This is a genomic window from Porticoccus sp. GXU_MW_L64, assembly GCF_052983295.1.
This window is the reverse complement of record NZ_JBRKJK010000006.1, coordinates 69,270-94,698: the sequence shown is the minus strand read 5'-3', so window position 1 is coordinate 94,698 and position 25,429 is coordinate 69,270. Positions and strand designations below refer to the sequence as shown.

The 25,429-nt window shown below is 54.1% G+C and carries 16 protein-coding genes; 15 read left to right on the top strand and 1 reads right to left on the bottom strand.

Features of this window, described 5'->3' with window-relative positions:
• Position 1: 1 nt before the first annotated feature.
• Both ACVBEJ_RS05910 and ACVBEJ_RS05905 read left to right on the top strand, forming a co-directional pair.
• A complete protein-coding gene (locus ACVBEJ_RS05910) occupies positions 2–370 on the top strand; it encodes an EscU/YscU/HrcU family type III secretion system export apparatus switch protein (protein ID WP_447128687.1) in 369 nt (122 codons plus the stop codon).
• A gap of 163 nt (positions 371–533) precedes the next feature.
• Positions 534–2,102, top strand: coding sequence for a GGDEF domain-containing protein (locus ACVBEJ_RS05905; RefSeq protein WP_447128686.1), 1,569 nt, complete (start codon positions 534–536; stop codon positions 2,100–2,102).
• 405 nt (positions 2,103–2,507) lie between these two features.
• Here ACVBEJ_RS05905 and ACVBEJ_RS05900 read toward each other — a convergent pair whose 3' ends face one another.
• On the bottom strand, positions 2,508–3,446 hold the full coding sequence (locus tag ACVBEJ_RS05900) for a GGDEF domain-containing protein (RefSeq protein ID WP_447128685.1): 939 nt from the start codon (positions 3,444–3,446) through the stop codon (positions 2,508–2,510).
• A gap of 242 nt (positions 3,447–3,688) precedes the next feature.
• On the opposite strand from ACVBEJ_RS05900, the gene ACVBEJ_RS05895 reads away from it, so the two are divergent.
• The 13 genes from ACVBEJ_RS05895 (at position 3,689) to lysS (ending at position 25,378) form a co-directional block, all read left to right on the top strand.
• Positions 3,689–5,941 (top strand): alpha/beta fold hydrolase, encoded by a 2,253-nt coding sequence (locus tag ACVBEJ_RS05895; protein WP_447128684.1) that lies wholly within the window; start codon positions 3,689–3,691, stop codon positions 5,939–5,941.
• A 284-nt stretch (positions 5,942–6,225) separates the two neighbouring features.
• Entirely contained in the window at positions 6,226–7,236 is a 1,011-nt protein-coding gene (locus ACVBEJ_RS05890) for an aspartate carbamoyltransferase (protein ID WP_447128683.1), read from the top strand.
• Positions 7,237–7,305: 69 nt separating this feature from the next.
• Positions 7,306–8,481 (top strand): 1-acyl-sn-glycerol-3-phosphate acyltransferase, encoded by a 1,176-nt coding sequence (locus ACVBEJ_RS05885; RefSeq protein WP_447128682.1) that lies wholly within the window; start codon positions 7,306–7,308, stop codon positions 8,479–8,481.
• Positions 8,482–8,557: 76 nt separating this feature from the next.
• Positions 8,558–10,699: an ATP-dependent DNA helicase DinG gene (gene dinG, locus ACVBEJ_RS05880; protein ID WP_447128681.1), complete on the top strand. Its 2,142-nt coding sequence runs from the start codon at positions 8,558–8,560 to the stop codon at positions 10,697–10,699.
• A 452-nt stretch (positions 10,700–11,151) separates the two neighbouring features.
• Complete coding sequence (recJ, locus tag ACVBEJ_RS05875; RefSeq protein WP_447128680.1) at positions 11,152–12,879, top strand: single-stranded-DNA-specific exonuclease RecJ; 1,728 nt, start codon at positions 11,152–11,154, stop codon at positions 12,877–12,879.
• A gap of 79 nt (positions 12,880–12,958) precedes the next feature.
• Positions 12,959–15,298, top strand: a complete 2,340-nt coding sequence (locus tag ACVBEJ_RS05870; RefSeq protein ID WP_447128679.1) for a TolC family protein — start codon at positions 12,959–12,961, stop codon at positions 15,296–15,298.
• A 64-nt stretch (positions 15,299–15,362) separates the two neighbouring features.
• Entirely contained in the window at positions 15,363–16,439 is a 1,077-nt protein-coding gene (locus tag ACVBEJ_RS05865) for an efflux RND transporter periplasmic adaptor subunit (protein ID WP_447128678.1), read from the top strand.
• Entirely contained in the window at positions 16,436–19,531 is a 3,096-nt protein-coding gene (locus ACVBEJ_RS05860) for an efflux RND transporter permease subunit (RefSeq protein ID WP_447128677.1), read from the top strand. The genes ACVBEJ_RS05865 and ACVBEJ_RS05860 overlap by 4 nt, the downstream gene beginning before the upstream one ends.
• A gap of 33 nt (positions 19,532–19,564) precedes the next feature.
• Positions 19,565–19,963: a MerR family DNA-binding protein gene (locus tag ACVBEJ_RS05855; protein ID WP_447128676.1), complete on the top strand. Its 399-nt coding sequence runs from the start codon at positions 19,565–19,567 to the stop codon at positions 19,961–19,963.
• Positions 19,956–21,053 carry a permease gene (locus tag ACVBEJ_RS05850; RefSeq protein ID WP_447128675.1) on the top strand — a complete coding sequence of 366 codons (1,098 nt, stop codon included), beginning with the start codon at positions 19,956–19,958 and terminating at the stop codon, positions 21,051–21,053. Before ACVBEJ_RS05855 ends, ACVBEJ_RS05850 begins: the two co-directional genes overlap by 8 nt.
• A gap of 86 nt (positions 21,054–21,139) precedes the next feature.
• Positions 21,140–22,231 (top strand): hypothetical protein, encoded by a 1,092-nt coding sequence (locus ACVBEJ_RS05845; RefSeq protein WP_447128674.1) that lies wholly within the window; start codon positions 21,140–21,142, stop codon positions 22,229–22,231.
• Between the two features lie 433 nt (positions 22,232–22,664).
• Positions 22,665–23,760 (top strand): peptide chain release factor 2 gene (gene prfB, locus ACVBEJ_RS05840; RefSeq protein ID WP_447128814.1). Its coding sequence is split into 2 segments (ribosomal slippage): positions 22,665–22,736 and positions 22,738–23,760, totalling 1,095 coding nucleotides; the frame shifts between segments, so codons are not numbered across the junction.
• Positions 23,761–23,863: 103 nt separating this feature from the next.
• Positions 23,864–25,378 carry a lysine--tRNA ligase gene (gene lysS / locus ACVBEJ_RS05835; protein ID WP_447128673.1) on the top strand — a complete coding sequence of 505 codons (1,515 nt, stop codon included), beginning with the start codon at positions 23,864–23,866 and terminating at the stop codon, positions 25,376–25,378.
• Positions 25,379–25,429 lie beyond the last annotated feature (51 nt).

The window sequence follows — 25,429 nt, the reverse complement described above, 5'->3', positions numbered from 1 at the left end:
AATGCCAGACGATAATGTGCCACGCAAGCCTCCCAGGTTGGCGGCAGCCCTCAGTTACGACAACAGCGGTGATAATAAAAAGGCGGCGCCGGTAGTCGTGGCTAAAGGCGAAGGTGCTGTGGCCGAGCAGATAGAGGCGCTGGCTCGCGAACATCATGTACCTGTGGAACAGGACGCGATGTTGACTGCCGCACTGAGCGCGGTGCCTGTGGGAGAGGAAATTCCCCGGCAATTGTATGTGGTGGTGGCGGAAGTGTTGTCGTTTGCCTATTACTTAAAGGGAAGAGTACCAAAGGGGAAAGTACCAAAGGGAAACGTGCCAAAGGGTGAGGCACCTCAAAGGCAAGACCGAGCGGATAGAAAGGTCTGAATGTAACAAAAAAGATACGTGACCGCAGATGCCACTTGGGTTATGTATTGTGCGCCAGTTGGCTTGCTGCCGTGGTGATGGGGAGTAAAATCGATGGCAAAGGCCGCAATGAAAAGGGGCCAGGGATGGAAAGTCAGTGACTATAACGATAAAGAGCCAGGCTATGAATCCGAATAACGGTACAGCCACCAGTGACAAAAGTGAACGGGAGCTGTTGTTGCAGCGCATCGGGGTGGAGCTGAGTTATCTCGCTGCCAACGGTGTGCAAGACAATAAACTGGAAAGCATTCTCGAACATTTACGCATCGTCTTGCGGGAGCGGGTTTCCAGTGACGATGACGGTCTTACCAAAGTTTCCGCCATGCTGTTCAGCTATCTCAAAGAGATGTCGGGGGCGGATAATGCTGGCAATAACATTGTGCCGCTCGCTGAAGCATTGCAGGCATTGCTGCAGGAAATGCGCGTACCGGTGGCGAACTACAGCGATGCCCAGAAAATTGCGATTTCTGCGGCTCGCGCCAAAAACCAGGATGAAATTGTTGAAGTGCTGCAACGTGGCCTGAAATTGCTGCGCACCATCAACGAAAGTTCGGTAGACAATACCGCACCCAAGGCTGCCACGGATACTCCAAAGAGCAAAAGCCGCGGCTGGTTAAAACGCGCTGGCAACAAAGGGGATACCAGTGCCCGGGATATTTTTGACGCCCTGCGCCCGGTACTGGATAAGGTGCTGGACAATCTGGCCTCCCTGGATGATGTATCCCGCCAGGTGGTGGTTATCAAGGCGGAGCTGCCGAACGTCAGCACCCCTGCTGGAATGCAGCATATTCTGCAACAGGTGCTGGAGTTGTTGGGGGGTATTGCCCGCAGTATCGGCATTGAACGCCGGGATACAGAACAGTTTCTCGGCCAGTTGCGGGAAAAATTGCAGGGCATCGAACAGGGCATTGTGGGCACCCTGGATAAAGGCTCACTCAGTCGAGCTGAACAACTGCAGCACAATATCGGTGAGCAGGTTAGCGGTATTCAACAGGCCGCAGCGAGCGAGAGTACCCTGGATGGCTTGCGGCAGTTGATTGAAGGGCGGGTGGAACAAATTGGCGAAACCCTCAATAGCTACCTCAGTGACGAACAGGAAAAATACCGCCAGTCCGAGCGCCGGGTGCGTGACCTGACTCGCAAGCTGCGGGAAATGGAGCTGCAAGGTCAGCAATTGCGGGCCAAAGTGCACGAGAAACAAGCCGCGGCATCAAAAGACACACTCACTGGCGTGCTGAACCGCTTTGGTTACGAAGAGCGGGTGTACGAGGAGTTTGCCCGCAGCCGCCGTATCGGTTTCCCGCTGACCATGATGGTAGTGGATGTGGACAAGTTCAAAATAGTCAACGATACCTACGGCCATAAAGCTGGCGATCTGGTGCTGCAAAAAGTGGTGGAGATGCTGTCTTCAAGCATTCGCAAAACCGACTGTCTGGCGCGTTTTGGCGGCGACGAATTTGTTTTGTTGCTACCAGATACAGATGCTGAAGGGGCAAAGGTGGTGGCCGAAAAAGCCCGTGTCGGTGTGGAAAAATGCGGTTTCCACAGTGGTGGGCAGCCGGTGAATGTCACCATCAGTTGTGGTGTCACTGAGGTTCAGGATGACGACACCCCCGAGACTGCCTTTGAGCGGGCAGATCAGGGTATGTACAAAGCCAAGCGCAACAATCGCAACAGCTGTGTGATTGTTTAGTTGGCTGCGGGCAGATCGAGTGCGCTTTGTCATCCTGAGCGCAACGAAGGATCTCGTACTAGGGGGCGTTCTCAATTAGTGAGTTATTGCTGTTGCGCCTGAAATGGCGCCAGACAAGGCATGAGGAGAGTGGTTTGGTATTTTCTTTTAAACGAAAAGCAAATGAGCGACGAATAACGCAGTATGGCGCCATTTCAGGCGCAACCCGAAGGGCTGGGCCCATTTTGTCCCTCAGCGGTGTTGCCGTTCGCTCATGTAGAGCGACTACACAGCACTCACGGCGCCTTGCTGAGAGCCAAAATGGGCTCCAGCAGCAACAGCTCACTAATTGAGAACGCCCCCTAGCTACCAGTTGCAAGATTCTTCGCTGCGCTCAGAATGACGTTGATATCCCCGCCACTTTTTTTACAAAACACAAACCCGATTTCTGCCTTCCTCTTTGGCGCGGTACATGGCGCGGTCTGCTCGTTCAATCAGCGAGTGGGCATCTTCATTGCTCAATGTGGTGGCGCCAATGCTGGCGGTGACCGGCAAGGCTTTGCCGCCGGGGGCAAAGTGCAGGTTGCCGATGCCGGCAAGAATTTTCTCTGCCACAAGGCGCGCACCCTGGCTGCTGGTATCAGGCAGCTGAACAATAAACTCCTCTCCGCCATAGCGATAAATGCAGTCCGAGCCGCGCACCTGGCTTTCCAGCAACAGAGCCAGCTGGCGCAACAGGCGGTCGCCGCTGGAATGGCCGTACTGGTCGTTGATGGACTTGAAGTGGTCCAGGTCGATAAACAAGATCGACAGGGGGTTGCCGCCGCGCTGGGCACGTTTGATTTCTTTAATAAGCAGGTGATTTAACGCGTTGCGGTTAAGCAGCCCGGTAAGGCTGTCGGTGTAGGCACTGCGGGCCATCTGATGGTAGTCCACAGCGTTGCGCAGGCTGTTGATAAAGGTACCCAGAATGCGCTCGATGGAGGCCAGCTCCGACTCCGAAAAACGCTGGCTGCGGGTCAATTCCAGCTGGCCGAGCTGACGCCCCTGCAAGTTCAGTTTATAGCTGCAACTGTGTTTTCCCCCCTGGCCAACCCGTTGCTCCAGCGCTTGTTCCGGGTGGAAGTAACTGAAACTGTCGAAAGGCACAAAGCGGGGCAGTTCGGCGATCAGGCGGTCGAGGAGCGCGTACACGTCCAATGTGGTTTGCCACAGTTGTGACAGCCGCAGCAGGCTGGCTTCTGTCAGCTGGGGAGTTTTTGTACTGGAGTCGGTGGCGACCTTGAGGCGCTGGTTGCCGGCGCCTTTGGACAGCTTCTTTGCCGCAGCGCCTTTGCCGCTGTTGAACTCCGCAATATCGCTCATATTGTTATGCCTTTGTTGTGCCAATTGCGTGAATGCCATTGCCTGAATAGCGTTGTCTGAATACCCGTAAGCAATCTGTATGCCAGTGGATTGAGGCTGTTTGATGCCATGGGGTGTTGGAAAAATGACGCTCTTTTGGAGAAGTTTGTTTTAATGTGGTGGCGGTGACGGAATTTTGACTTTGCCTGAAATGTTATAAGTTCGGTAGAGTTGGCGTTTTCTTGCGAAGCGGAAATACACTCATGTTGCGCCAACTTCAGACATTCATTGCGATTTTCACTGTGGCTCTGTGCCTGCCACTGGTTGCTGAGCCGTTGACCATCGAGCGCTTTGTGGCCAGCCCGTCCCTGAGTGGCCCCAGCATCAAAGGTTTGAAACTGTCTCCCGATGGCACTATGGCCACCTACCTGAAGGGCAAGCCGGAGAATCACAAACAGCAGGATTTATGGGCCTACCATATTGCCAGCGGTGAGCACCGCTTGCTGGTGGATTCCCGGCAACTGACCGGTGGCAGCGAACAGCTTTCCGAAGTGGAGCGGGCACGGCGCGAACGCCAGCGCATACTGGGCAGTGGTATTGTGGAATATTACTGGTCGCCGGACAGCGATGCGCTGTTGTTTCCCCTGGGCGGAGACTTGCACTACCTGCCGTTGGCTGGAGAAGCGCCTCGCCGCCTTACCAATAACCCTGAATTTGAAACCGATGTGCGCTTTTCTCCGCAAGGCAATTACGTGTCTTTTGTGCGCCAGCAAAACCTGTATGTAATCGACCTGGCAAAAGGCCGGGAGATTGCCGTCACCAAAAAGGGCGGCGGCGCAGTCAGTTATGCCACTGCGGAGTTTGTGGCCCAGGAAGAAATGGGCAGAAATACCGGTTACTGGTGGGCCGGGGATGAACGCCATATCGCCCTGACCCGGATTGACGAATCGCAAGTCACACTGATGGACCGCTACGAAGTGGCTGCCGATGGCTCTGTAACGGCCATCCAGCAACGTTACCCCTTTGCCGGCGAGCAAAACGCCAAAGTAAAACTGGGGGTGGTTAAAGTAGGTGGTCGCACACCCAAAATCCGCTGGATGGATTTGGGGGACAACGAAGATATTTACTTGGCCCGTGTGAAGTGGCTGCCAGACAGTACAACCCTTTCGATACAGCGGCTCAACCGCCCACAAAGCGAAAATCAGCTGCTGTTCGCCGACAGTAAAACCGGTAAAAGCTGGCCGGTAGTGGCTGAGGTTTCCTCAACTTGGGTTAATCTGAACAACGATCTGACTTTCCTGAAAGACAATAAAACCTTTATCTGGGCCTCCGAACGCAGTGGTTACAAGCACCTGTATTTAGTGAACTATCAGGGCAAGACGGTGCGCCAGCTTACCTCCGGTGAATGGGTGGTAGATCACCTGGTGGCGGTGGATGAAAAACGCCGTCAAGCCTGGTTTGTTGCCAACGCAGAAGGTGTGCTGGAACGGCATTTTTATCGGGTATCCCTGGATGGTGGCGATGTTCTTCGTCTTACCAAAGAACCCGGCTGGCACAGTGTGGACTACGGTTGTGTGAGGGTAGAGGGTGACTGTCAGAAGCCGCTGTTTATCGACACTTTTTCCGCCGATGGCCAGCCCCCGGCGGTGGCGCTGAAAAATGACAAGGGCGAACTGATCACCTGGTTGGAACAAAATCCCCTGGACGACAGCCATCCCTATAGCCCATATATCGCTGACCATGTTCCTCTGGAGTTCGCTACCCTGAGCGCTGAGGATGGCAAAACCCTGCATTATCAGTTGATGAAGCCAAACAATATGGCGGCGGGTAAGCGTTATCCAGCCATCGTGTTTGTTTACGGCGGGCCCCACAGCCAACGGGTAAGAAATGCCTGGAATACCCGTTGGTTTAATCAGTTTCTGGCCCGCAACGGTTATGTGGTTATTACCATAGACAATCGCGGCACCTCTAACCGGGGTACGGAATTTGAGGGGGTTATCAAAGGCAGGCTGGGCGAAGCGGAAGTAGTGGACCAAATGGCCGCTGTAAAACTGCTGCAATCGCTGCCCTATGTGGATAGCCAGCGGCTGGGGGTGTACGGCTGGTCTTACGGCGGCTACATGAGCCTGATGAGCTTGTTCAAAGCCCCGGACACCTTCGCGGCTGCCGTATCCGTGGCGCCGGTTACGGATTGGCTGCTGTACGATACCTGCTACACCGAGCGCTATATGGGCGTGCCGCAAACGCCGCAAGACTACGCCTCTGCGTCGGTGTTCCCCTATATCGACAATTACCTGGCCAGCGACAAGCCAGGTGACTTACTGCTGATACACGGTATGGCGGACGATAATGTGTTTTTTGACAACGCGGTAAAACTGATGGGCCAGTTACAGCAACAGCGAGTGGATTTTCAGTTGATGACTTACCCCGGTAAACGCCATGGCATCAGTGGCGAAGACACCCGGGCGCATCTGTGGCAGATGATGTTCCGGTTTTTTGAGAGCAAGTTGAAGTAGGCTTGTGGCGCTTACTGATAGTGACAGTATACGAGCAGGCATGGTTTGGGAATTACTTTCTGTGACACGCCGTTAATACTTCCATGTAGGCTCGTGGCCAGCATCCCTGCTGGCCGCGGTCACAAAAAGTAATTCCCAAACCATGCTCTAACCTGACTCTATGCTTCCACCCTACGGCTGGTTGTTGCGAGCAAACCATCCGAGCGCTACCGGCCGTCACCATATTTTTTCCCCGCCCAATAATGCTAAAATCGCCCACCACTTCAACCGGCAGGGCATTCGCTTTGGACTTCAAGGGCTCCCACATTCTTTCTATCCGCCAGTTTGAGCGGGGTGATATCGACATCCTGTTCGCCACCGCCGACAGCATGGAGCCCTACGCTCAGCGCCGCCGGGTAACGCGGGTTCTGGAAGGGGCCATTCTCGGCAATATGTTCTTTGAACCCAGCACCCGTACCCGGGTGAGTTTTGGCTGTGCCTTTAACCTGTTGGGTGGTGAGGTGCGGGAAACTACCGGGTTTTCCAGCTCTGCGGTGGTCAAGGGGGAATCTTTACAGGACACTGCCCGGGTACTGTCCGGATACAGCGATATAATCTGTATGCGCCACCCGGAGTCGGGCTCGGTGGCAGACTTTGCCTCTACCAGCCGTGTGCCGGTAATCAATGGTGGGGATGGCAGCAACGAACACCCCACCCAGGCCTTGCTGGACTTGTACACCATTGAAAAGGAGCTGCAAGCTCGCGGTCGCAACCTGGATAACCTGCGCATTGCCATGGTGGGGGATTTGAAGTTTGGCCGAACGGTGCATTCCCTGTGCAAGCTGTTGATGCTCTACAAGCAAGTGAACATTACCCTGGTGTCGCCACCGGAACTGGCCATGCCCGCTGAATTGGTGGAAGAGATGCGTTCAGCGGGGATTGCCGTGGAGCAGACTGGCCAGCTTGACCAGGGAATTGCTCGCGCTCATATCGTCTACTCCACTCGCATCCAAGAGGAGCGTTTTGCCAGTGCGGAAGAAGCGGACCTGTACCGGGGCAAAATGCGCATCAATCAATCCATATACACACGCCACTGCGAGCCCAACACCGTCATTATGCACCCGCTGCCCAGGGATTCCCGCTCTGACGCCAACGAGCTGGATACGGACCTGGATAACAACCCCAATCTGGCTATTTTCCGCCAGGCGGACAACGGTATACTGGTGCGTATGGCATTGTTTGCTCAGGTGTTGGGGGTTGCGCAACTGGTGGATGCGCACAGTCGCGAAGTGCGCTGGCACCATCGTCGCAGTTGAAATTAACTGTATAAAATTAAATAAAAACAACCCGTTATGCTTTATTTCTCGAATTGATATGAGAATTTGATGAATACTGATTTTGAAGATATTCGCCCCTACAAGGACAGCGAAGTGTCGCAGGTTTTGGCGCGCCTGGTTGCCGACCCGGAGCTGCACGACACCATTGCCCGCATGAAGTACCCACGCCTGGCTCGTTGGATACCCTGGGTGTTTCGCGGCCCGATCAGGGCTCGGCTGGAGGAGGCTTTTGCGGGGGTGAATGACATTGCCGGTTTTCAGCAGGTGATCGGTCATTACTGGTGGAACCTGATGGAAAAACAGACCCGCGACATCTGTGTTTCCGGCCTCGACCGGCTCAGCAAGGAGCAATCCTACTTGTTTGTCTGTAACCACCGGGATATTGCTGTCGATCCCGCTGTAGTGGGCATTGGTCTGAATCGCGGCGGTTTTAACACGCCGCGTATTGCCATCGGTGACAATCTGCTCACCAAACCTTTTACCTCTGACCTGATGCGCCTGAACAAGAGCTTTATTGTCAAGCGTTCAGTCGGTAGCCGCCGGGAAAAGATGGATGCCCTGTTGCAATTATCCCACTACATTCGCCACTCAATTTGCCAGCAAAACAGCTCCATCTGGATCGCTCAGCGGGAAGGGCGCGCCAAAGACGGTTTGGATCGCACGGACACCGCGTTAATCAAGATGCTCTCCCTCAGCAAAGACAAAGATCAGGACTTTGCTGAAGCTATGGGGCAACTGAATATTGTGCCGATAACACTGTCATACGAGCTGGACCCCTGCGATGCTTACAAAGCCCGTGAGCTCTACGAAGTGGCGCAACACGGCAGCTACCAGAAGTCTGAACATGAAGACCTGAAAAGCATTTACAAGGGAATTGTCGGCCAGAAAGGGTTGGTTCATGTGACCTTCGGAGAACCGCTCACCGTCGACGAGCTGGAGAGCGCCGACAGTATCGCAGCGGCTATCGACAAGCACGTGATCGAAAACTACCACCAGCACTGCACCAACCTCATTGCCTACAACAGACTGCATGGCGACCACCCCCAGGTGACGGAAATGCGCCAACAGTTGGGCCTTAGCGACAGTGAGTGGAGTGAACGGGAGCAGGAGTTCAGGCAACGTATCGACAGCCTGCCAGAGAAACACCGGCCTATCGCGTTGGCGGGCTACGCCAATTCGGTGGTTAGCCAAATAAGCCTACAGGACGCCGGCGTTGCCGGCTGACAGGACGGGCTTCGCCCTACAGGTGACAGGTTTTTAGGTTTTTCCTGTAAGCGCAGCGTCCTGTAACCTTTCTTTTATGCCTCTTTCCAACGACCTCAAAGAAACCATCCAAAAAGGCTATCGCGACTTTCTTAACGCTCGCGAATTGAAGCCGCGCCTGGGTCAAAAACAAATGATTGCCGCCATCGCCAACAGTCTGGGGGCCATTGAGCTGGACAGCGACAATAATCGCGTTCTCTCCCCGCAAGTGGATGGCAGTGGCCTGTGCGTGGTGGAGGCGGGCACCGGCACCGGTAAAACCCTGGCCTATTTGCTGGCGACTTTGCCCATCGCCAAAGCACTGGACAAAAAAGTGGTGATTGCCACCGGCACTGTTTCCCTGCAGGAGCAACTGGTGCTGCGGGATATTCCCGAACTGCTGCAACACACCGGCTGGGATACGCGCTTTGCCCTGGCCAAAGGCCGGGGTCGCTACCTGTGCCCTCTGAAGCTGGAGCAGTGTCTGGATCAGGCCGCCGACAGCCAGGCCGGGCAGGGGCTGTTCCCGGACGAGATGTTGTTTAACCCCAGTGCCGACAGCATCAAACTCTACAACAGCATGGCCGACGCGCTGGCGATCGGTCAGTGGCAGGGGGACCGTGACAGCTGGCCGGATGGCGTGCCTCAGGAGCAATGGCAGCCACTGACGGTGGATCGCCGCCAATGCGCCGGGCGCAGTTGCCGCCATATCAACAACTGTTGTTTTTTTCGCGCTCGGGATGATCTGGGTGAGGCGGACTGTATTGTCGCCAATCACGATCTGGTGATGTCTGATCTGGCCCTTGGCGGTGGAATCATACTGTCGCCACCGGAAGACACCATTTACATCTTCGACGAAGGTCATCGCTTGCCTGATACCGCGTTGCGCCATTTTGCCAGCCATTGCCAGCTGGACAGTACCGGCAAATGGTTGCAACAGATCGACAAACAACTGAAGGCCAGCGCCAGTAACTTTGCAGTGCTGGAAGATGTGCACAGCCTGTGCGCGGAGCTTGGCAAGCAGGCGTTGGAGTGCGCCAGCCAGCTGGCGGTTGCCACGCCGCAGTTCAGTGCAGTGGCCGACAGAATCGATAGTGGCGCTGACCGCCAATACCGTTTTGCCAATGGTGATATTGGTGCCGAGTTGAGGGATCTGTCAGCCCTGCTGGGCGTCCGTTTTGCACAGCTGGAAGCGCGCCTTGAATCCTTGACCGAGCGCCTCGGTGATTTGCTGGAAGAACCTCACTGCCCGGTGCCCAGGGTGGATCTGGAACAGTTGCAGCAGGTGGTCGGCGGTTGGCTGTCTCGCACCGAATCCAGCGCCGCGCTCTGGGCCGCATTTGCCACTGCCGACCCCAAAGAAGGCGCCCCCAGTGCCCGCTGGTTGTCGCTAGAAGATGGTGCCGGAGGCAACCTGGATATTCGCCTCAGTTGTAGCCCTATTGTCGCCGCGCCATTATTGCGGGAACAGTTGTGGGGCCGCGCCTTTGCCACAGTGATTACCTCGGCGACCCTGTGCGCCCTCAACAGCTTTGACCGTTTTCGTTCTCATGCGGGTACTTTTTCAAAGGCTCACTACCAACAGGTGCCCGGTGCTTTTGATTATGCCAATTCAGGGGTTCTGTCGGTGCCAAAGGTTGCCGATGCCAGCGATGCTTATGCCCATACCGACGATTTGATCGACAGGCTGCCGGACTGGATTGATGGCAATGAAGGCACGTTGATGTTGTTTGCCTCCCGCCGTCAGATGGAACAGGTGTTTGATAACTTGCCCGCAGATATGGCAAAAACCATTCTGGTACAGGGGGACTACTCTCACGCAGAAGTTATCCGCCGTCACAAGGAGCGTATCGACGCCGGGCAGGGCAGCGTGATTTTTGGCCTGGCCAGTTTTGCCGAGGGGGTCGACTTGCCCGGCGATTATTGCCGCCACGTGATTATTGCCAAAATCCCCTTTGCGGTACCCAACGAACCCATTCAGGAAGCGTTGGCCGAGTGGGTGGAAAACAAAGGTGGCAAACCGTTTTTTGACATCTCCCTGCCGGATGCTTCCCTGAAATTGATTCAGGCGGTGGGGCGTTTGCTGCGTACTGAACAGGACACCGGCAAAGTCACAGTGCTCGACCGCCGGGTGGTAACCAAAGGCTATGGCCGTCAACTGTTGGATTCGCTGCCACCGTTTCGGCGGGAGATTGAATAGTCGTGGGTAGCGGCTAAGCGTCACCCCGTCATTGCGAGGAACGGAGCGACGCGGCAATCCCCATCCATTTGCTACCCTGTAACCCGTCGCGCTCTAATCACCCTGAGTGGCGACCAGAGCCGGGTAGCGCTTTACCGGACACGCTGTGCTTTCGTTATTTAAGTAACTTCCCTGTACGCTCGGATGCGAAATCCCTGTCGCATACGGTCCAGTAAAGCGCCACCCAACTCTGGTCTTAACGTCAAAGAACTGCCAAAAATTAACTGTCATTGCGAGGAGCGAAGCGACGCGGCAATCCCCATCCATTTGCTACCGTGCTACCTGTCGAACTGTAATCACCCTGGATGTTCTGTAAATTTTTGCCGCACAGCCCGGCAGGATGTTTTCTTTGGGTGGACGTGCAGGGCGCAATCCACCAAGATAGCGCGACATGCTCAATACGAATTGCACAAATGCCCAAAATCATCAAACGCCGCTCTGTTGATCGAGGCGATAGTTGCTTCTCCAGCAATACACCATCCTTGCTACAACGGGTTTACGCCGCTCGCGGCGTGCGCGACGAGAGCGAATTGCAAAACCACTTAAAACACCTGCCCGGCCCAAAACAGCTAAAGGGAGTGGACAGGGCGGTTGAGCTGTTGCAGCAAGCACTGGCTGGACAACAGTCCATACTGATTGTCGGTGATTTCGATTGCGACGGCGCTACCAGCACGGCGTTGGGGATTCTGGCATTGACCGCCATGGGTTTTCAGCGGGTGGATTACCTGGTGCCCAATCGCTTCGATTACGGCTACGGCCTGACCCCGGAAATTGTCCAGCTGGCTGCAACCAACAAGCCGGATATGATCATCACCGTGGACAACGGCATTTCCAGTATCGCCGGGGTAGAGGCCGCGCAAAGCGCCGGCATCAAAGTTATCGTTACCGACCACCACCTGCCCGGTGAAAAACTTCCCAGTGCCGATGCCATCGTCAATCCCAATCAGCCGGGCTGCGAATTCCCCAGTAAAAACCTGGCGGGTGTGGGGGTTATTTTTTACCTGCTCAGCGCCCTCAGAGCCAAACTGCGTGACAGCAACTGGTTTGCGGAACAGCAAGTTTCTGAGCCCGGTATGGCCACCTGGCTTGATTTGGTGGCGCTGGGCACGGTAGCGGATGTGGTGCCTTTGGACAGAGTCAATCGCATTCTGGTGCACCAGGGGTTGCAGCGCATAAAAGCTGGTCGTTGTCGCCCCGGTATATTGGCGTTAATGGCCGCTGCCGGTCGCGATTATCGCCGCGCCGTGGCCATGGATTTCGGTTTTTTTGTGGGGCCGCGCCTGAACGCGGCGGGCAGGCTGGATGACATCAGCCACGGCATTGAATGCCTGCTCACCGATAGCCCGGATATCGCCCGTGAATTTGCCATGGAGCTGGACGGCCTGAACCGCGATCGCAAGCTGATTGAAGGCCAGATGCAAAAAGAGGCGGTCGCACTGGTTGAGCAGTTGCAACTGGACGAGCAGGGTCTCCCCTGGGGGCTGTGCCTGTATAACCCGGAATGGCATCAGGGGGTGGTAGGGCTGCTGGCCTCCCGCATCAAGGAAAAAGTTCACCGCCCGGTGATTGCTTTTGCCGACGCCGGCGATGGCGATATCAAAGGTTCCGCCCGTTCCATTCCCGGTTTGCACATTCGCGATGCGCTGGATGCGGTGGCTGCCCGCAACCCGGGTTTGTTGAGCAAGTTCGGGGGACATGCCATGGCAGCCGGGATGAGTTTGCCCCTGGAAAAACTGGGCCAGTTTACAACCGCATTTGATGACGAAGTGCGGCGCCAGCTTTGCGACGACGACCTGCAGGCGGTATTGCACTCCGATGGTGAAATGGCGCCGGAAGATTTTACCCTTGAACGGGTACAGCAATTGCGCGATGGCGGCCCCTGGGGGCAGCAGTTCCCGGAGCCAGTGTTTGATGGGGAATTTCGCCTGGTGCAACAACGTATCGTCGGTGAAAAACACCTGAAATTGGTGCTCGCTCAGGAATCCGGAGAGGCACTAGACGCCATTGCCTTTAATGTCGATCTGGACCAATGGCCGTCTGCAAATGCCGAGCGAGTGCGCTGCGCCTTTAAACCGGACATAAACGAGTGGCGCGGCAAACGTTCTGTGCAGTTGATTGTGGAGCAGATTGAAAAGGCGTAAAAACCGCCATTCACCTTCGATATATTTTATTGATCGGCCAATGGTTATACTCAGCGGGTTATCTCAGGAAGCCCCGGATATGAGTATTTTCAATACCAAACGCCTCAGCTGGCTGTGGTTGTTGGTGGCATTGTTTACTGCGCAAACCGCTACTGCCAAAAGCTACCATATTGCCGTTATCAGCGATGGCCCGGATCGTCAGCTGCGTTTTATAGAGCAGCTGTACCGCCAGGAAATCACCGCACTCACCGAAGGGGAGTTTCAAGTCACCTTCAAGCCCTTCCAGGGTGGCTGGAGCGCTGCTGGAATCCGCAATGCATTCGAGCGTGCCTATGCGGATCCTGCGGTGGATATGCTGTTGGTGTCCGGCGTTGCCGCCAACCAGATCGGTGCGGCTCGCAACGACTTTCCCAAACCGACTTTTTTGCCCCTGGTGTTCGATGCTCAACTGCTGGGCGTGCCGTCCAGCGGTTCCGGCTCCGGTGTGCGCAACTTCAATTACCTGGTAGACAGGGTGGAGTTCAGCGAACAGTTGGCCAGCTTTCGGCGTGTCGCCCCGGTGCGCAATATCGCCTTGCTGGTGGACGAAGTGATTCTTGCTGCCGTGCCAGAACTGGCTGAAAAAGCTCGCCAACTGGCAAAACAACAGAGCATAAACATGTACTTTGTCGGCCACGACGGGGTCGATCACAAGCTGTTAAACCAGTTGCCTGCCGGGGTGGATGGTTTGATGATTGCGGGCTTGCCGCGCATGCCGCAAGCGCAAATGAAGCAACTGCTGGAAGCCATCAATCAGCGTCAGCTGCCCAGTTTTAGTCTGTTGGGTTCCGGCGGAGTGCACCAGGGCATGCTGGTGTCTGACTCCCCGGCAACGGACTGGCAGCGCATTGCCCGCCGCAATGCCCTGAATATGCAGGCGGTGATGTTGGGCGATAAAACCGCGGAACAGCCCACGTTGTTTGAAGGCAAACGGCAGTTGACCATCAATATGGCCACCGCGCGGCAGATCGGGCTGTCACCGCGATTTGATGTGATGAGCGAAGCGGTGCTGTTAAACCAGGAGCAAAAAGGCCAGGGGCCGTTGTACAGCCTGACGAAAGTGGCGCAGTTGGCGCTGGCACACAATCTGCAGCTCAGCGCTGAAGCCTATGGGGTTGCCGCAGGCCACAACGATGTCGTCAGTGCCCGCGGAAATTTGCTGCCGCAGTTGTCCGTGTCTGCGGCCAGCAGCCGCCGCAAAGTGTCGCCGCTGGTGTTGGCGGGGCAACAGGCGCAGCGCTCTACTGATGGTGCAGCAACCTTTAGTCAGCTGGTGTATTCCGATGATGCCTGGAGCAACTTTCATATCCAGGGGCATTTGCAACGCAATCGCGAAGCAGTTTTTAAACAACTTCAGTTGGACATTGTTCAGGCCGCTACGGTGGCGTACCTGAATGTGTTGCGGGCGCGAGAGCAACTGCGCATTCAGCAAGACAATTTAAAACTTACCCGCGATAACCTCAGTTTGGCGCAGGACCGGGTTAAAGCCGGCTCCAGTTCCGCTGCCGACCAGTATCGCTGGGAGAGTCAGCTGGCCAGTGACCGCAGTGCATTGCTACAGGCACAGGCAGTGCTTAAACAGGCGCAGGAGAACCTCAACCGTTTATTGCATCGCCCTATTACAGAGTCTTTTCAGCTGTCCGGTGCACAGATTAACGAGCCTTTTGTGATGACGGAAGCGGAGTTCAATGAGCTTATCGACAATCCCAGAAATCTGGGTTTTTTAACCGATTTTTCGGTACAGCGTGGCGTCACATTGTCGCCTCAGTTGCGCCAACTGGAAGCGCAACTGGCGGCCAAAAAACGGGAAATTACCAACCGCAAACGGGATTTTTGGCTGCCGGATTTCAGTGTCAGTGGTCAGTACGGCAATAATTTGAGTCAGTCTGGCGTGGGGGCGGGTGGCCCAGGTGCGTCCCAGGATGACTGGTCGGTGTCGCTGAATGCCTCTTTGCCGTTGTTTGCCGGTGGCAGTCGCAAGTCGGCGTTGTCGAAAAGCAAGCTGGAGATGCAACAATTAACCACCTTGATTGCTGCCACTCGCGAGCAGATCGAACAGCAGGTTCGCGCCCAGGTACACAGTACCAGTGCGGCCTATTCGTCCATTGAATTGTCTCGCCAGGCAGCGCTGGCGGCGAATAAAAACCTCGAATTGGTCAGCGATTCCTACGCCAAAGGCGTGGTGTCGGTGATTGATTTGCTGGATGCGCAAAATGCGGCATTACAGGCACAGGGTGCTGCCGCCAACTCGGTATACGATTTTTTGCTTACCGTGATGAACTTGCAACTGGCGGTAGGGGAGTTCGAATTTTTATTGCCCCCGGAGCGACGTGGACAATTGGCGGAGCAGCTGCGGGAATATATTCGCGGGCGGCAGTGATGGTGCAACCTCGTCATTGCGGCTTCTGGGCACTTCTGACAGTGACGCTACTTAGGTATCAATTATGAAATACGGATTTGTTTTTTCGCTTGCTGCTTTATTACTGGTTGGCTGCGACGATAAAAAAACTGAGGCCGAACCACAGCTGCGGCCGGTACGTACCATTACGTTGGAACAACCTTCCAATATGCGCTCCCGTACTTTTTCAGGAAGCAGTCATTCCAGCCAGGAGTCGCGTCTTAGCTTCAAGGTTTCCGGCACCATTGTCGAAATGGCGGCCCAGATTGGTGATCGTTTGCAGCCCGGTGAATTGATTGCAAAACTGGATGAAACTCCTTACCGCTTGCGGGTTCAACAGGCAGCCGCTTCTCTGGAGCAGGCCAAAGCCACCGCTCGCAGTGCCGATGCCAGTTATCAGCGCACCAAAGACCTGTATCAAAACAGCAATGCTTCGCGCAACGACCTGGACACCACCCGGGCACAGGCAGAATCTACCCAGGCGCAACAGCGGGCGGCGCAAAAGGCACTGCAACTGGCGGAGCTGGAGCTGTCGTACACCAGTTTGTATGCAGACGGTGACTGCACGGTGGCGGAGTTGGCCGCTGAGGTAAATGAAAATGTCGGCCAGGGCAATCTGGTGGCCAAGGTCAATTGTGGAGATGGTATTGAAGCTACCGTCAATGTGCCGGAAAACCTGATCGCCAATGTGCGCGCCAATGACCGGGTCAGCATTACCTTCGATGCGGTTCCGGGGCAGTTGTTTGAAGGGCGTGTAACTGAAGTGGGTGGCGTTGCCGACGGCAGTGCATCGGTGTTTCCGGTGAATGTAAACGTGTTGCAACCCGGCGACCGGGTACGGGCGGGGTTGGCCGCGGAGGTGACGTTTACCTTTGCCGAAGGCAGTGAGCGAAGCGCTTATTTGTTGCCATTGTCTGCCATTGTTAAAGGCAGTGAAAACACTTTTGTATTTATTGCCAGACCCAGCGGCAATAAAGCGGCAGTGGTTGAACGCAAAGTGGTAACGCTGGGGGAGCTGACCGAACAAGGGGTTCAGGTAGTGGATGGTTTGAACCGTGGTGACCGTGTTATTACCGCCGGTATCAGTGTGATTCGCGAAGGTCAGCAGGTATTGCTGCCATGAGCGCCAAGCAGACATTAACCGGCTTCGCTATCGCCAAAAACCGCATTACTTTTGCGTTGGTCACGGTGCTGTTTATCTCTGGCCTGTCGGCGTACTACGCGCTGCCCAAGGCGATGGATCCCGGTTTTACCGTGCGCACTGCGGTCATTACCTCGCGCCTGCCCGGTGTGGCGCCGGAGCGTATGGAGCAGCTGGTCACCGACAAAATAGAGAAAAAAGCCCAGGAAATGCCCGAGGTGGATTTTATTGTCAGCGAATCCCGCACTGGTATTTCAGTGGTGAACGTCAACTTTAAAGAGAGCTACAAAAACATGCGCCCGATCTTTGACGATCTGCGGCGCAAGATTGGCGATGTGGAAGCCGACCTGCCCAATGGCGTGGACGGCCCCCATGTGAACGATGAATTCGGCGATGTATTTGGCAGTGTGTATACCCTCAGCGGTGATGGTTTTAGTTACGCAGAACTGAAAGCTGTTGCCGATGAAATTCGCGACCGCCTGTTGAAAGAGCCGGATATCGCCAAGGTGGATATCCACGGCGCCCAGCAGGAAGTGATCTTTATCGACTACAACAACGCCCGTTTGACCGAACTGGGGTTGTCGCCGCAGCAACTTGGCGGTGTGCTCAACAGCGTGAACATACTGTCTTCTGGCGGCAATATTGTCAGTGGGCGTGAGCGCATTGCACTGGAGCCCACCGGTAATTTTGAGTCGGTGGATGATCTTCGCAATACGGTGATTCAATTGCCCCGTGGCGGGCTGATTTCCCTGGGAGATATTGCTGAGGTTTATCGGGGCTATGTGGATCCGCCATCCAGTATGGCGCGCACCAATGGTGCGGCGGCTTTGACCTTGTCCATCTCCATGACCGACGGCGGCGATATTCTCAAACTGGGTAAAAAACTCAACCAGTTAATTCCGCAAATCCAACAGCAGTACCCCTGGGGCATTGAGCTGGAAAAAGTCTGGTTTCAGGCTGACCTGGTAAAACAAAACGTCAATAATTTTATGTCCAGCTTGCTACAGGCCATCGCCATTGTGGTGGTGGTTATGGTGGCATTCCTGGGGCTGCGTACCGGTGCAGTGGTGGCGACTTTGATACCCACCACTATGGTGATTAGCTTTTTCGTCATGCAGCAGTTTGGTATTACCGTGAACCAGATATCTCTGGCAGCGCTGATTATTTCCCTGGGGCTGTTGGTGGACAACGCCATTGTGATGGTGGAATCCATACTGCTTAAAAGGGAAGGGGGTATGGGGGGCGTCGCCGCCGCAGTAGAGGCGGGCAGCGAGCTGAAAATTCCCCTGCTGGTGTCGTCGTTGACCACCGCCGCGGCCTTTATGCCTATCGGATTGGCGGAGTCGGCGGTGGGGGAATACACCGCCGATATTTTTTATGTGGTGGGTATTACGCTGTTGTGTTCCTGGGCGCTGACCATGACATTGATCCCGATGCTGACCACGGTGATGCTGAAGATCAAACAGAAGCACAGCAAACAAGACGAAGTTTTTGACAGCAGTGGCTACCGTTTTTATCGCCAATTTTTGCTGGCCTCTTTACGCCATCCGAAAACATTCTTGTTGGGGGTTGTGGTGGTGTTTGTGCTCGCCATACAGGGCATGGGCTTTGTGCCGCAAATATTTATTGCCCCCTCGGAGGACCCGGTGTTTACCGCCAAATTGGAAATGCCACTGGGGACGTCTATTGAAACCACGGAAGCAGTGATTGTCGACTTTGATCGATATATCGAAAAAAATTACAGAACTCCGGAAAAGTTGCCGGGCACCTATATAAAAAACTGGATGACGTTTATTGGCACGGGCGGCCCCCGTTTTGCGTTGGGCCTTGACCCGGCTAATCCCAATCCCGCCAATGCATTTATGATCGTCAACACTGCCAGCGGTGAGGCGGTTGACGCCATTATTAATGACATGAACAAGTATTTGCGCACAGCCCATCCGGATTTGGCCGCGCAACTGTCCCGCCTGGAAAATGGCCCACCGGTGGGCTATCCCATTCAGGTGCGTTTGTCCGGTAGCGGCTCCAAAAACTTGTACCGCATGGCAGAACAGGTGACCGACCAACTCTATCAAACCGCGGGTGTCAGTTCGGTAAAAAATAACTGGGGCTTGCCCACCAAAAAACTGTTGGTGAATGTCGACCAGGACAGAGCCCGGTTAGCGGGAGTTACCAGTGACGATGTGGCGTACTCGCTGCGCACCGGCCTGGCGGGTATTGAAATGACCCAATACCGGGAAGGGGATAAACTGATTCCGGTAAAATTGCGCACGGTAGCCAGCGACCGTCAGGATGTGGGCAAGCTCGATGGCTTGAGTATTTACGCGCAATCTTCCGGCAATCGAGTGCCACTGAAACAGGTGGCGGATGTGGAACTGGTGTTTGAGCCGGGTGTTGTGCGCCGTCGCGACCGGGAGCGTACGCTTACCTTGAATGTGCAATTGCAAGACGGCGTAACCGCCGCTGAAGTCAATAGCACGCTGGTGCCCTGGCTCAAACAAAGCGCGGAAAAATGGCCCACGGGCTACCGCTTTGAAATGGGTGGTGAATCGGAATCTTCCGGCGACGCCAATGCCTCCATCGCTGCCAAGTTGCCATTGGCATTGATGGTGATTGTATTGTTATTGGTGGCACAATTTAACTCTATCCGCCGTCCCATTATTATTCTGACCACCATTCCGTTAGGGCTGATCGGCGTTACCATCGGCCTGCTTGCGGCCAACTCGTCCTTCGGTTTTTTTACCATTCTCGGCATTATTTCCCTGGCGGGAATTATTATTAATAACGCCATTGTGTTAATCGACCGCATCAAGATTGAAATTGAACAACAGGGTAAAGTTCCGGCGGATGCGGTAGTCCATGCCTGCTTGCAGCGGCTGCGGCCTATTGTGCTAACCACCGCCACTACAGTGCTGGGCATGATGCCCCTGTGGTGGGGCGGTACCGCCATGTTTGTGCCCATGGCGGTGACCATTATCTTCGGCTTGGCGTTTGCCACCCTGCTGACACTGTTGGTGGTGCCGGTGTTGTATGCGGTATTTTTCCGGGTGAGATTTGTGGGTGAGGGCGCTTGACGTTCTTGTCGCTGGAAGGTTTATAGTGGCGCTATGAATATCGGTGATCTATCCAAACAAAGCGGCATAGCTGCCAAAACCATTCGCTACTACGAGGCACAGGGGTTATTGCCTGCACCGCCACGTCTTGAAAACGGCTATCGGGATTACCCGCAGTCTGCAATTTCCGAATTGACATTTTTGCGCCGCGCCCGCCAGTTTGGTTTTTCTCTGGATGAGTGTCGTCAGTTGATGCAATTATGGCGCAACCCCAAACGTCGCAGCACAGAAGTGCATCAGTTGGTTGCCGAGCGCCAAAAACAGGTGGCACAGCAAATTACCGAGTTGCAGGAAACCCAACAGTTGCTCACCGGATTGTTGAGTCGCTGTGCCGATAACGATTCTCCCAGCTGCGCCATTATCGATTCCCTGTCGGGGCAGCCCAATGGCTAATTGCTGCCCTCCCAAATCACCGGATTCTTCAAAGCAGATAACCACAAGCTGCTGTCCGTCATCCCAGCCGGGGCAAAAAGCCCGGCCCGATTATTTGCTGTGGGGCTCTGGCCTGGTGGTGGCAGTCAGCTACCTGCTGCACTGGTTTTTAGGCAATGCCAATGTTCCGGATTGGTTGCAAATCATCACATCTGGCACTGCGCAACTGCTGCACGAAATGTGGTGGGGGTTGCTGGCGGCGGTGGTGTTTGTGGGGCTGCTGGAGCGGGTGCCTCGTGAACTGGTGATGTCGGTGCTGGGGCGGGGTGGTTCAGTGCGCGGCGTGGTGCGGGCCACCGCTGCCGGCATATTACTGGACTTGTGTAACCACGGAATTTTGATGGTGGGCGTGAAACTCTACGAACGCGGTGCCAGTCTCGGTCAGTTGATGGCCTTTTTGATTGCCAGCCCATGGAATTCCCTGTCTCTGACCATTGTGCTGATAGCCCTGATTGGCTGGCAGTGGACATTGTTGTTTATTCTGTTGTCGGCGCTGATTGGTATTACCACCGGGATAATTTTTGATCGCCTGGTGGCGCGGGGAGTATTGCCTGCCAACCCCAATCAGGCAGAAGATGTGAAGCCGGTAAAGTTCTGGCCAGAGCTGAAAGCGTTGTTGAAATCCGCTGAGGTAACGCCACAGTCTATTAGTTCTGTTCTCAAGGATGGCCTGCGGGATTCCAGAATGGTGTTTCGCTGGCTGCTGTTCGGCATTGTACTGGCGGTGCTGATTCGCGCCTTTGTGCCCATGGATGTGTATCAAACCTACTTTGGCCCCACGCTTATCGGCCTGTTTCTGACCCTGGCGGCGGCCACCGTTATTGAAGTGTGTTCCGAAGGCTCCACCCCAATCGCCGCCGACCTGCTCACCCGCGCCGCTGCGCCGGGCAACGGTTTTACCTTTCTGATGGCGGGCATTGCCACCGACTACACCGAAGTGATGGTGCTGAAAGACCTGACCAAATCCTGGAAAGTAGCGCTGTTTTTGCCGCTGGTAACCTTGCCGCAAGTGTTGTTGATTGGTTGGGTGTTAAATTTTTTGTCTCTTTGAATCCGCGCTCTGTATTTCTGCTTGTCAGCAAAAATACGATTCTGTATAAAGTTCCTTCCGCAGAATAATTGATAAAAGGATAACCCATGTACCAAAAAATTGTGTTGGTTGCATTGTTGTTTCTTACAGGGTGCGCGAGTCAAGTTCCTGAAAAAAGACCATTTTTATCCGAATATGGTGAAATCAAGGATGTTGGTGTTGAAATATTTGAATCAAATGGCGTTGAAACAACTTATTATTATGGTGATTCATCAGCCATAGGTTATCAATATGGCTTGATAGGGGCTATAACTACCTCGATTATCGATGCAGCTTCAGCGAGTGGGCCGGCTGCTAGAGCAGAGGATACGGCTGATTCCATTGCTGAGATAATTGATCCAGATAAAGTAACGGAAGCCCTCAAAGATATAATTAATGAAAGCAGGAACAGCTTAGATAGGGTTCAAACCGTAGGTGACGCTACCGTTGTATCTGAGAAAAAAGGTGATACTGAGAAAAATAGGCTTTTTCTGAATGTGAGTTATTACTTTTTGCCTGATTTTTCAGCTTTCGAAGCTCAAGCTATCGTGACACTGGATGCCCGGAATGTTCTGTATAAAAATCCGTATGTTGATGACGATAATAAAAACACTAAAAAAGATAATCTAATTTACAAAAATAAATTTGCTTATCAAAGTGATACGCTGCATTTGCCAGTTAGTATTGAGCATCTCAAGAGTGAAGTTAAGTCAAAGAAGAATAAAATCAAAGATAAATATAGAGGTAAAAATAACGTATTACCTTCCAGGGGTACCCAAAAAGAAAAAGAAATGCGACAAGAGTTACGTAAAATAAATTTTGAACGTTTAAAAAATGAAGTGATGTTAAATCAATGGTTGGCTGATGATGCAAAATTAATATGGTTTAACATTCACGAAGCTAATAAATTCATCATGGGCTCTCTTATTCAAGACTTAAAAGCACCCGAAATCCCTGTTTTTAAAAATGGAAAAGATGATGTGATTGTTGAAACAGCTTTCAGGAGAGACGTTAAGATTGGCAATGGCTATCATTCTGGAAGCTATCATTCTAGCCCTATTAATAAGCGAAATGTTCTTTGGAATACCAAGGTTAGCAGTAAAGCGGCTGAGGAGAAAAAGTCCTCAAATCAAGAGCATGAAAAAAAAGTAAAGGAATAGTTAAGGGCACTTCTAAAAATAGTGATATTTTCGTGAGAGCAAGGCGGCGGCGCACGGAGACCCGCAGTGTATAAGGCATACATGAGGACTCGAGTACGACGCCAACGCCGCTTGATGTGACCGTGGTCAGCAGGGATGCTGGCCTCGAGCTTACATGGAGACTTTCTCACAAATAAAAGTTGCAGCGTGTCACAGCAAGCCACCTCAGATTTACGTCTCGCGACAAAACCCGATAAATAGCGCCCGCGCCATTGTGACTTCAAAAGGTGCTGAATAGTTACAATAATTGTTTTAGAGCGCCCTGCTGTAGTCATGGTAGGGCGTTTTTTGTTGATGCATAGTAAGTATGGTTGATAGGCGTACTTTCCGGTAGAATCGCGACCTTTTGTAAAGTTGACTGAATTCACCTAAATAAATCTGGAAGAACACTGTGCTGGAAGTAGCCCCTCTGAATAATACCCTCGATGACCTGCAAGCACGTACCGACGTGCTTAGGGGGTATCTTTGACTACGACAACAAGAAAGAACGCCTCGCCGAAGTAGAGTTGCTGCTGGCGGAGCCAGATGTCTGGAATGAGCCGGAGAAGGCCCAGGAGCTTGGTCGCGAGCGCTCCATGCTGGAATCGGTGGTAAAAACCATCGACGATCTGGACGCTGGTGTGGGCGATGCCCGGGAGTTGCTGGAATTTGCTGTTGAGGAGGGCGATGCCGATGCGGTGGCGGATATTCAGGGGGAAATCAACGCTATGCAGGCCCAGCTGGGCAAGCTGGAATTTCGCCGTATGTTCTCTGGCGAGATGGACCCCAACAACGCCTTTTTAACCATACAATCCGGCTCCGGTGGCACCGAGGCCCAGGACTGGGGCGAAATGCTGCTGCGCATGTACCTGCGCTGGGGCGAGGCCAAGGGTTTTAAAACCACTCTGGAAGAATGCTCCGCCGGTGAAGTGGCGGGGGTCAAGAGTGCAACCATTCGCTTTGAGGGCGAGTACGCCTTCGGCTGGTTGCGCACGGAAACCGGCGTTCATCGCCTGGTGCGCAAATCGCCATTCGACTCCGGTGGTCGCCGCCATACGTCTTTTACGTCTGTATTTGTGACTCCGGAAATCGATGACAATATCGACATTGATATCAACCCCGCCGATGTGCGCACTGACACTTACCGGGCCTCTGGTGCCGGTGGACAGCACGTCAACAAAACCGATTCCGCGGTGCGCCTGACCCACGAACCTACAGGCACAGTTGCGGAATGCCAGAGCCAGCGCTCGCAACACAAAAACCGCGACCAGGCCTGGAAAATGCTGCGCGCCAAGCTCTATGAGCTGGAGATGCAAAAGCGCAACGAAGAAAAGCAGGCCATGGAAGACGGCAAGGCCGACATTGGCTGGGGCAGCCAGATTCGCTCCTATGTGCTGGACGATTCGCGTATTAAAGACCTGCGCACCAGTGTGCAAACCAGTAACTGCCAGGCGGTGCTGGATGGCGATCTGGATCAGTTTATTGAGGCCAGTTTGAAGGCTGGGTTGTGAGACGAGAAGCGAGAGATGAGAGACGTAGGGCGGATTAGCGTAGCGTAATCCGCCAAGCCCGGTGGATTACGCTTCGCTAATCCACCCTACAAGAGACAGGAAAATGACCGAACAAAATTCCCAATTGGACGAAAACAAACTGATTGCCGAGCGCCGCGCCAAGTTGCAAACCATGCGCGACGAAGCGGCGGGCAATGGCGGTACCGCATTCCCGAACAGTTTCCGTCGCGACAGTTATTGCGGTGATCTGCAAGCGCAATACGGTGAAAAATCCAAGGAGGAGCTGGCGGAATCCGGCCTGGTATTTGCGGTCGGCGGCCGCGTGATTCGCAATCGCGGCGCCTTTATGGAAATTCAGGATATGAGCGGCCGCATTCAATTGTACGTCACCAAAGAGGCGCGCCCGTTTGCCAAATCTCTGGACCTGGGCGACATCATTGGTGTTAAAGGCGAGCTGCACAAATCCGGCAAGGGCGACCTTTACATACAGTTGGACGAATACCAGCTGCTGACCAAATCCCTGCGCCCACTGCCGGATAAGTACCACGGTTTGGCGGATCAAGAGCTGCGCTATCGCCAGCGTTATGTGGATCTGATCGTCAACCCGGAGGTTAGAGACATCTTTAAGATTCGATCAAAAGTGATTGATTTTATTAGGGGTTATCTTAACAGCTCGGAGTTTATGGAAGTAGAAACCCCCATGTTGCAAGTGATTCCTGGCGGCGCCACCGCGCGGCCTTTTGTCACTCACCACAATGCGCTGGATATCGATATGTACCTGCGCATCGCCCCGGAGCTGTACCTCAAACGTCTGGTGGTGGGTGGTTTTGAACGGGTGTACGAGATCAATCGCAACTTCCGTAACGAAGGTTTGTCCACCCGCCACAATCCGGAATTCACCATGCTGGAATTCTACCAGGCCTACGCGGATTACAACGATCTGATGGACCTGACAGAAGATATGCTGCGCAAGCTGTGCGAAACCGTGCTGGGCACTACGGATGTGCGCAGTACCGAGAAGAATGACGAGGGCGACGTTGTATCCGAAAAGACCTACGACTTTGCCAAGCCGTTCCGCCGTATCAGCGTGTTTGATTCTATTCTGCATTTTAACCCGGACATCAGCGCCGAGTCCCTGGCGCACGAGCAGGGCGCCCGCCAGATTGCCGAGCAACTGCATATTCCACTGAAAGACAGCTGGGGTTTGGGCAAAGTGCAGATCGAAATTTTTGAAAAAACCGTCGAACACCGCCTGGACGACCCCACCTTTATTACCGAATACCCAACGGAAGTGTCGCCGCTGGCGCGCCGCAGCGACAGCAACCCCTTTGTCACTGACCGTTTTGAGTTCTTTGTAGGCGGCCGCGAGCTGGCCAATGGCTTCTCCGAGTTGAACGACGCGGAAGATCAGGCAGAGCGCTTTCAGGCACAGGTGGCGGAAAAGGACGCCGGTGACGACGAGGCCATGCACTTCGATGCGGACTACATCCGCGCTCTGGAATACGGCCTGCCACCGACAGCGGGGGAGGGTATTGGCATCGACCGCCTGGTGATGCTGCTGACTGATTCCCCTTCCATTCGTGACGTGCTGTTGTTCCCTCATATGCGGCCGGAGTGAGCTATGAACCTGTATTCGTCATCGCGAGCGCAGTGCGGCGATCTCGGTTCG